The organism is Roseibium sp. (assembly GCF_025698965.1).
Taxonomy (GTDB): Bacteria; Pseudomonadota; Alphaproteobacteria; order Rhizobiales; family Stappiaceae; genus Roseibium.
Genome location: NZ_JAILWL010000318.1, coordinates 1 through 7,772 on the forward strand (window position 1 = coordinate 1; position 7,772 = coordinate 7,772).

Consider the following 7,772-nt stretch of genomic DNA (forward strand, 5'->3'; position numbering starts at 1 on the left):
GCGACGACTAGTAATTCGGACACGTGTTTGGGCCTCTTGTGCGCTTCTCAAGTGGGCAACGCAGCTTGCAAAAAACAACCCCTACGTTCTCGCCATCAAATGCATCCCACAACACCGATCGCGGGGGGCGACAAATGAAAGTGTTGAATGTGCAAACCGAAACGATATTCAACGGCGGTTTGACTTACGTTTATGTGCTAGCAGAGAGAAAAAACGGTAAGCTCCAAGGGTTCAAACTCTCGGCTCAGACACAGACAATACGGTCACTCCACAGAGTCTCTGAAGCAGCGCTCAGACGCGGTGAGTTCATGAGTTACGGAGAGGCCTCCGACAAGTTTGGTACAGAATTAAATCCGGCAGACTACTATATGCTTGGAAATTGTTAGGTATGTCGGCAAAAGTCCAAGGATCAATAACAGGCTGCTGACCAACCTTCGGTCAACGTGAAACCAGCCTGGCTTTGGAAAATCATCTTTGATCAGTAATGAAACAGATCATTCCAGGGAATACACTTGCTCTGAACTTCAGGGGAGGGGACGCGACGATTGATCTTGCGGTGCTTACGCTATAAGCGAAAATAAGTCGAGCTCTCGGTTGAATACGAACACCGCGTGAAGCCTCAACATGGATATCCTCTCAATGCAACAATCAACTGCTCTGCAATTCAGTGGATATGTTGGAATACTTAGCTACTATTCTCTGTGCAACATTCTTTCTTTTTTCATCCCTATCCACAGTGCCATTTCCAGCTGTCTCAAGTGTTCCAGGTACTTCAGTTGGCAAAGTGCCTAAGTTAGCGGTCAGGGCGGTAATCTTTACCCGCCTTTACCATGCATAAAGTCTTGAAAGGCTTTAATATAAAGGCATGTTGCTTTTCAAAATTGATGTGGTTCAAAATTTTTCCGCTCATTTAAATAACATGCTCAACTCGAGTCTGCAGAAACTGAGCCAGGAGAAACCAAATGAGCGATGAAAGCGAGGAAGTGCCTAATCCGCCAAGCCTTGTTCGTCAGACAATTTTTGAAGGCTCACCGGGATTATGGCGACAAGCTCTTTCTGAAGCCGTAATAGCCACTCTGAAGGCCGGAAAAACTCTAACAATCGAAGAGCTAATCGATTTTCTTTCGACAGCTCCAAGCAATGGCAATGTCAGGCTGCATCCGAAGCCCCGAGAAAAAGCGATCGAAATACTCCGGGGTTTTGTCTAGCGCAAAGCTTGTCAGGTTGTGGAACTTGTCTGCTTTTCGGGCAATCAGCCCTTTGAAACAGGCACCTCTAAGCTGGCAAACCGCCAACTTGAGATTTTGACGGATCCTCCTGTCGAGATCCTGCATGTCGGGTCAAAACCGTAAGTTCAACAATTCACCGTCGCTTACCGAATGTCGACTTACCGCTACGCGGTCTGGGCGGTTGATCTGAGGGTTTAGCGGCTTTGACGATTCGCCTTGGCTCGACATCTTGTCTGCGTTTGAAGAAGTTGCTTGTACTATCAGCGAAATCATCCTCTTCTTCTTTTAATGCTTCCTCTGATGTTTTCAAAGTCTGCGCTCTCATTTGTGCAATACGCCGTTTTTCGCCAACAAACTCAGCACCGCACTGTAGTCCTTCGATCCAGCGACGTTTGCAGCTGACTTCATAATCCTGAAGATCGATCTGAAGCACAAACTCTTCCGGCAACATGTAAGGTTGATCGAACTCGAGCTTTGCGCCACTTTCCGAAAGATCCCGGATCAAACACGGTATCGACCGCAATCCTCTTTGGAAAACGATTTTCCCCTTCTTTAAGACACGGACGCGCCGTTCTCGGTCAACATTTTCAGATATTCCATCTCCGTTTTTTTGTGGTTCAGATTTGGCATCCGACATTATTTTCTCACTTTTTTGTTTCAGAAGTCAGCTCAAACAACTCAGAGTTTAAGATATTCAGGTTTTGCCTGACAATCTGTGAATCCGGACTGATACTCATTCGAGTTTTCTTTGCAGCCTGGACTGAAGATCTCTGGCTATACCAGGCCATGTAGTGATTTGCTTAGGCGTAGTTTTCCTTCGGTTGCCCTGTCAATCATTGCTCGGAAGTATCCCCCCGGAGATGTAATTTGCTGCGGATCGCGCAGGGCCTTTTCGGCGACGACGACGAGACAGGCAGCCGCAAGATATTTTCCCCGTCGTTCAACTGCGTCTTGGTATCCGGCTGGACTGAGGCCGACGAGAATGCGCAACTGCTCAGCAGCTCTGCACAGGCTTGCCCAGTTTGAGAATATCAGGCCGGTTTCGGTTTGAACCCGGGAGCAGGCAGATTTGACAAGTCCGATGGAGACACCGTCGAGGTTGGTTTCTGTCCAATTGTCCGCCGGCTGCCTGTCCGCTTGTGAATTTAGGTATTGTTTATCTGAGCGCCTGCCGCGAGGCTCTTTTTCAAGAGCCATTTCAACGGCTTTGCCGTTGTCAGACGGGGATTTAATGTCTTGCTCGTTAGAGCAAGTCCTTTTTTTATTACTTCCAGAAAAGTCTGGATGGGTTGTAATAGATAAAGGGCTGTCATCAATGTCACCCGCACATGACATTTTATCGTTTTCTTCGATCGCAGAACTCTCGAAACAAAGCAATGCTTGCTTATATAGAACCTGCATTTGTTTCGCTTGATCGAAATTTGATGCGTCTTTGCACATACGGACACGATTGGCACGCTCCACATAGGCATCCATTTTGCCTTTATCCAAGACGCTTAAGTCCAATATGGCTCGTGAATAGCGCGTAATGGCCCTTCGAGCTTCCTGTTCCGCCTTAACTCGCTTTTGGAACGCATCTGCCTGTGCCTTGAAGGATTTTAAGTTGAAGCATGCTGGAGTGAAGTCAAACCCGTATGCCTGTTCGGGCACACCGTTGGATCCTCGATAGACAAAACGTCGTCCCGTCGGACTATCCCGATATGCCAGTATGCCAACTTCAACAAGTTTCTTGAGACAACGCGTTACGGTACGAGAGGATCGGCAGGTGTATTCTGCCAAGCGCTGATTGGAAATGGCAACTATTGGGCGGCGACCGCATCCGAAGTCCTCCCCTTGCACCAAACCGATAAGGATGTCGAGAACATGGTATGCAGTCCCGTCAATCCCGAGGGCTGGAGCGGCTCGTTTAAGAACAAGCGAAATCTCCCTTTTCGAGACCTCCGGCCTGCCCTCCAATGTAGCCAACTGAGCACTGGCAAGGATCCCTGCTGATACCTTACGAAAGCTCGCAATCTGATGTTTTGAAGACATAAGTCCCCCTTTTCCGGAAGCAACCTGGTGCGACCGGACGCTCAAATTTCAGATGCAAGACGAGCAAAAAGACACAGAAAATCGTGTTCTGACGAAAGACAGAACTTGCTATGTGTCACAAGTCACTATAAAATCTCAGACGTTGGAAGAGATTTATAGCACTTGTGCTCATCTCAATTAGGACCCGCCTTTATGGCGGGTTCTTTTGTTAGAACCTCATCTTCTTCATTACTCTCTCTTGATCTTCAAATTCATTGATCAAAGCGGACATCTTTTCAGACATGAATTTTGCAAATGCAGGTTCACTCTTCGCATTGATCGTGATTTTCACACTGGCGTAGGATTTTTCAATACTCCCAAACGTTCTAGGACCCGATGTAAGCGGAGCCTTTAAGGCTTTAAGCCTGGCTGCCTTCGGCTGGTCGGCGTTTTCAGCGATACGTAAAGCCAGGTCGAAGCGTTTGTTGGAGTCCGCCCTCTGCCAATCCATTTTGTCAGACAGATTTTTAACCGAATAAAGGATCGTGTCCTTGTTCTCTCCCGCGCCGATAAATTCACCGAGTGCTTCCCAACGTGTTCGACCAATTTTGGGAGCAGGCCCAATCAGCTGAAAAATTTCGAGCGGGATCTGAGCTATAATCGCAGTCATCTTTGAGATTATGGTCTCATTTCCAACCCCAACGCACTCTGCAATCACTTTTCGACTGTATCCGGCTCCGGCCAAAGCTTGCGCATAAAGCGCCTGCTCTATGAAGCTCAAATTCTTGCGCTCGTTGTTCTCCACTCCCTGAGCAATAACAAGCTGCTCATCCGTCAGATCCTCAACATATGCGCGGACTTGGCGTCCCAAAACTTTACACGCCCGATTCCTGCGTGCGCCATAGGCAAGCTGATACGACCCTTTGAGTTCAGGGTGAGGACGAACAAGGATAGGTAATTTCTGACCATAGGCCTCGATAGATGACAGCAATTGTTGGAATTCCGGATCGTTCTCGTTCCAATCCATCCGATCTTGGATCAAAGACGGTAGTACCTGATCCGGATCCAGATCCTTAGAAACCGACTTGTCTAGTTCCTGGCGCAGTTTGATATTGTCTCTTTCGATACTTGCGAAACTCGCCTGCAGGGCCTTGGTCGGGGCAGTTGTCATGCCCTTGTTGCCCGGTCTTTCGATTGCGGCTTGTTGCGCAAGCGCTTCAGGGTCCACTTGCCCAAACATGCTTGCGAGACGATTTGCGCGCTTCGATGCTTTTGACATAGGTATCAACGCCCCCAAGCCTTCAAGATCTCGACATAAATCTCCTGATTTGCAACATTTACCGCTTCAATGGCACGCTTGTACGTGTCCCTGTTTACGGCGCCTTTTTCTAATTCATACAATGTTTTGTTCTCGAGGCCGGCGTTGGTAATCGCAGTTGTTTCAAGCACCGCTGTCGCAAGCACGTTCTCTCCGAATAGCGATCGGAGCATGGCAGCTACATTGACCTGTGGCAGGTCGTGCGGCATGTGACGGGTTAAAAGAAATCGAAGGAATTCATGGTCGACGGACGCGCCGAAATGCGCCATCTGCTCCAGCATTTCGTCCAGCATGTAGAGAAACTGGTTCATGCTCGCGACGTCGATCATCGCCGGCTGCACCGGTATAATGAGACCTGTTGCGGCATAAACGGCATTCAAGGTCAAATATGATAATTGGGGCGGTGCATCAATGACGACCACGTCATATTGATCCTCAACACTCCGCAAAGCAGTCGCCAGACGCCGAATGAAATACTCGTCACCAACAAATTGGTTGCTGACAATCGCTGCCGGCGTTTCGTAGTCAAAGTACTGCAGTTCGCTTTGACCAGGAACAACATCCAATTCGTCAAAGTAAGTCGAGCGGACGACATCCGTTAACGGCTTCCTCTCCGCATCGTAGCGAAGAACAGAATAGATGGTTTCATTGTCTCCAACATCGACAACGGGCTGAACACCCAGCATCTCAGTTAGACTTGCCTGGGTATCCAAATCTATCGCCAGAACGCGAAGTCCGCGAAGTGTCAAATACTGCGCCAAATGCACAGCAGTTGTCGTTTTCGCGCATCCGCCTTTGAAGTTGGCGATTGCAATTACCTGCATCTTCTCGCTGCCCCGTCTACGGGGATTGAATTTATTCGCCTGAGATGGGTGGCGCTCTGCGAAATGACTCCGCAGTTCATTGATCTGACCAAGCGTATAATTTCGGCGATTACCTGGAGAGCGCTCTGGTATCGGCCCTTCTCCGTTCAATGACATCTGCCTTAGCGTGGCAGTTGAAACTCCCACCAGTTCGGCGACCTCGGAGGAAGAAAACGGTCTCAGCTTCTTTTGTGTATTGGGTGCATAGTTGTTTTGCCAACAACTCCTGATCTGCGTTCCCAATAGGGCAGAGAACCGCGAAATTTGTCCGCGCGTACTCTCGGGATCCAAAGTTTCATCGATGAAAACAGTCTCGGCCATGTCCCACCTTGACGAAGAATCAATGTTTCACGGTAAAAGTTGTCAAAGCAAGACAAGTAGGATCAGCCCTTTCTGTCAATGGCTTTTTGAGTAAAAATGACAATTCGATACTTGAAACTAAATAGCAGTGATACACCTGAACAATATCGGTACCTTTTCGACAAAAAATTCATCAAGTGACATATGTCACCTCTTTATAAATGCTACGAAAATACCCCTTCTGAACTTCGAATCAGTTTCCTACCAATTGGTACATCTTGGATCACGTATTTCCCCAAAAGATTACGCATTGTTTCTTCTGTCGTAACTTCGAGGGTATGTAATTTAAAGCCTTCTGTGGACCCGGTCAGGATTCGTGATTGCCAAAGGCCTGTAGTGAACAGAGCGACTACTGCACTAACTGCTAAGCGGGTTAGTTGGTGCCGCACATGCTGAACTCTGCACTTTCAGCTAAACAGCGCTCACGGAAGAAGAAGGGGCCAGTCTTTCTTCCGAGAATATCATGTTTGCCAAACACAACATTCAAATTCGTTCGAAGCCGATCAAGTCACGCCAATTATTGAGCCATTTGCCGCGACGAGCGAAATCAACAACTCTTCCCGAGATATCGGTTGATACACAAAATCCATGTGCATTTCCCGAAAAAGAAAGTTCGAAAACAAGCTGCTGTACGGACGGGAACGGACAGTGAGGTCATTTTATAGCTTGCCATGCGATAGAGGTGATAGAGCTTCGGCTTTACGGAATAGCAAGCAAATAATTTGAAGTTGAAATGATTTTCTCTGCATAATTATCAAATTTACCTATCACACGGCGAATTAATTGAATATTCTTTCAGCAAAAGTGACACGAATGTAATAAAAGTGTAATTATTACTATTCTTTAAGAAAAAAATTAAATGAATATTCACACCGATAAAATACACTTTTATAAATTAACTTTAGAAGAGCAGCGTCAAATGAACGTCGTTTCCCAAGATCTTGGTGTCCTATCGGACTGGCAGGACAAGCATGCACAGCTGTTTGATCGGCAAAACATCAAACTCAATCATCGATTAAGGGAAACGGGGCTCTTCACCGAAGACGCGATCGGTCAGTTGATAGAAAAGGCCGCGCCACATCAATATTCACTCAACACCATGGGGTTCCAAAAGGACGTCAATGAGTGGAGACATGGTGAAATTCAAGGAATTAGTGGTCGTGAGGTCATCAACACGATCCGTGCCGGTCGTTTATGGCTGAACCTGTTCAGGATCATGGAGATCGACTCTAAATATGACCGTGTCCTGGATCAGATATTCGGTGAATTCGAAAGTTTCATTCCAGGACTGAAAACATTCAAACGCAACATCACTTTGCTCGTGTCTTCACCCAAAATCCAAGTTTACTACCATGCCGATATCCAGGGGCAGAGTCTTTGGCAATTGGAAGGCAAAAAGCGGGTATATGTCTACCCAGCAAATGACGCCTTCTTGACCGACGAGTCGATCGAAAAGATCCTCATGCAAGAGACTGAAGAAGAGGTCCCGTACCAGACTTGGTATGATGATCATGCTGAAGTTCACGACCTTGAGCCTGGACAAATGATGCATTGGCCACTTTACGGTCCTCATCGCGTTGAAAACCACGATTGTCTCAATATTTCGGTGACAACTGAACATTGGACCCGTGAAATTCGGAACGAATTCGCAGTCCGCTATGGCAATGGCGTACTTCGTCGTATCTTTGGCTTGAAAGGTCTTTCCACCAGACCAAAGGGAATTCATGTTTACCCTAAAGCAGCGGCGACACTTGCCTGGAAACGATTGAAATTCGAAAAGGCAAGACAAGTCGAAAAGAAAGTAGATTTTCGATTGGATCCAGGTAGCAAGGAAGGCATTCTCGATATCGAACCCTACCTCAAATAGGGTCCTCTTCATCTCTCAAACGCGACAATGGCGGTCAGCAAACCACGTGCTGGCCCGCTTAGTTGAATTCCCGCATCAGCATTTTCAACAAGCGCCGCACTGGCCCGCCAGAGTTATAGGCAGCA

6 protein-coding genes are annotated in these 7,772 nt (G+C 47.4%); 2 read left to right on the forward strand and 4 right to left on the reverse strand.

Annotated elements, in window-relative coordinates; all coding sequences use genetic code 11:
• Window positions 1–962 precede the first annotated feature (962 nt).
• Window positions 963–1,208, forward strand: a complete 246-nt coding sequence (locus tag K5905_RS22210; protein ID WP_297587865.1) for a hypothetical protein — start codon at window positions 963–965, stop codon at window positions 1,206–1,208.
• Window positions 1,209–1,362: 154 nt separating this feature from the next.
• On the opposite strand, the gene K5905_RS22215 is transcribed toward K5905_RS22210, so the two are convergent.
• The 4 genes from K5905_RS22215 to repA form a co-directional block, all read right to left on the reverse strand.
• Entirely contained in the window at window positions 1,363–1,866 is a 504-nt protein-coding gene (locus K5905_RS22215) for a PilZ domain-containing protein (RefSeq protein ID WP_297587867.1), read from the reverse strand.
• Between the two features lie 137 nt (window positions 1,867–2,003).
• Entirely contained in the window at window positions 2,004–3,260 is a 1,257-nt protein-coding gene (repC, locus tag K5905_RS22220) for a plasmid replication protein RepC (protein WP_297587869.1), read from the reverse strand.
• Window positions 3,261–3,468: 208 nt separating this feature from the next.
• Window positions 3,469–4,518, reverse strand: a complete 1,050-nt coding sequence (repB, locus tag K5905_RS22225; protein ID WP_297587872.1) for a plasmid partitioning protein RepB — start codon at window positions 4,516–4,518, stop codon at window positions 3,469–3,471.
• A 5-nt stretch (window positions 4,519–4,523) separates the two neighbouring features.
• Window positions 4,524–5,741 (reverse strand): plasmid partitioning protein RepA, encoded by a 1,218-nt coding sequence (gene repA, locus K5905_RS22230; RefSeq protein WP_297587874.1) that lies wholly within the window; start codon window positions 5,739–5,741, stop codon window positions 4,524–4,526.
• An 898-nt stretch (window positions 5,742–6,639) separates the two neighbouring features.
• Here repA and K5905_RS22235 point away from each other — a divergent pair.
• Window positions 6,640–7,647 carry a hypothetical protein gene (locus tag K5905_RS22235; RefSeq protein WP_297587877.1) on the forward strand — a complete coding sequence of 336 codons (1,008 nt, stop codon included), beginning with the start codon at window positions 6,640–6,642 and terminating at the stop codon, window positions 7,645–7,647.
• Window positions 7,648–7,772 lie beyond the last annotated feature (125 nt).

Coding starts and splice junctions, on each gene's coding strand:
- repB (WP_297587872.1), bottom strand. CDS start 4,518: ATGTCAAAAGCATCGAAGCGCGCAAATCGTCTCGCAAGCATGTTTGGG.
- repA (WP_297587874.1), bottom strand. CDS start 5,741: ATGGCCGAGACTGTTTTCATCGATGAAACTTTGGATCCCGAGAGTACG.
- K5905_RS22235 (WP_297587877.1), top strand. CDS start 6,640: ATGAATATTCACACCGATAAAATACACTTTTATAAATTAACTTTAGAA.
- repC (WP_297587869.1), bottom strand. CDS start 3,260: ATGTCTTCAAAACATCAGATTGCGAGCTTTCGTAAGGTATCAGCAGGG.
- K5905_RS22210 (WP_297587865.1), top strand. CDS start 963: ATGAGCGATGAAAGCGAGGAAGTGCCTAATCCGCCAAGCCTTGTTCGT.
- K5905_RS22215 (WP_297587867.1), bottom strand. CDS start 1,866: ATGTCGGATGCCAAATCTGAACCACAAAAAAACGGAGATGGAATATCT.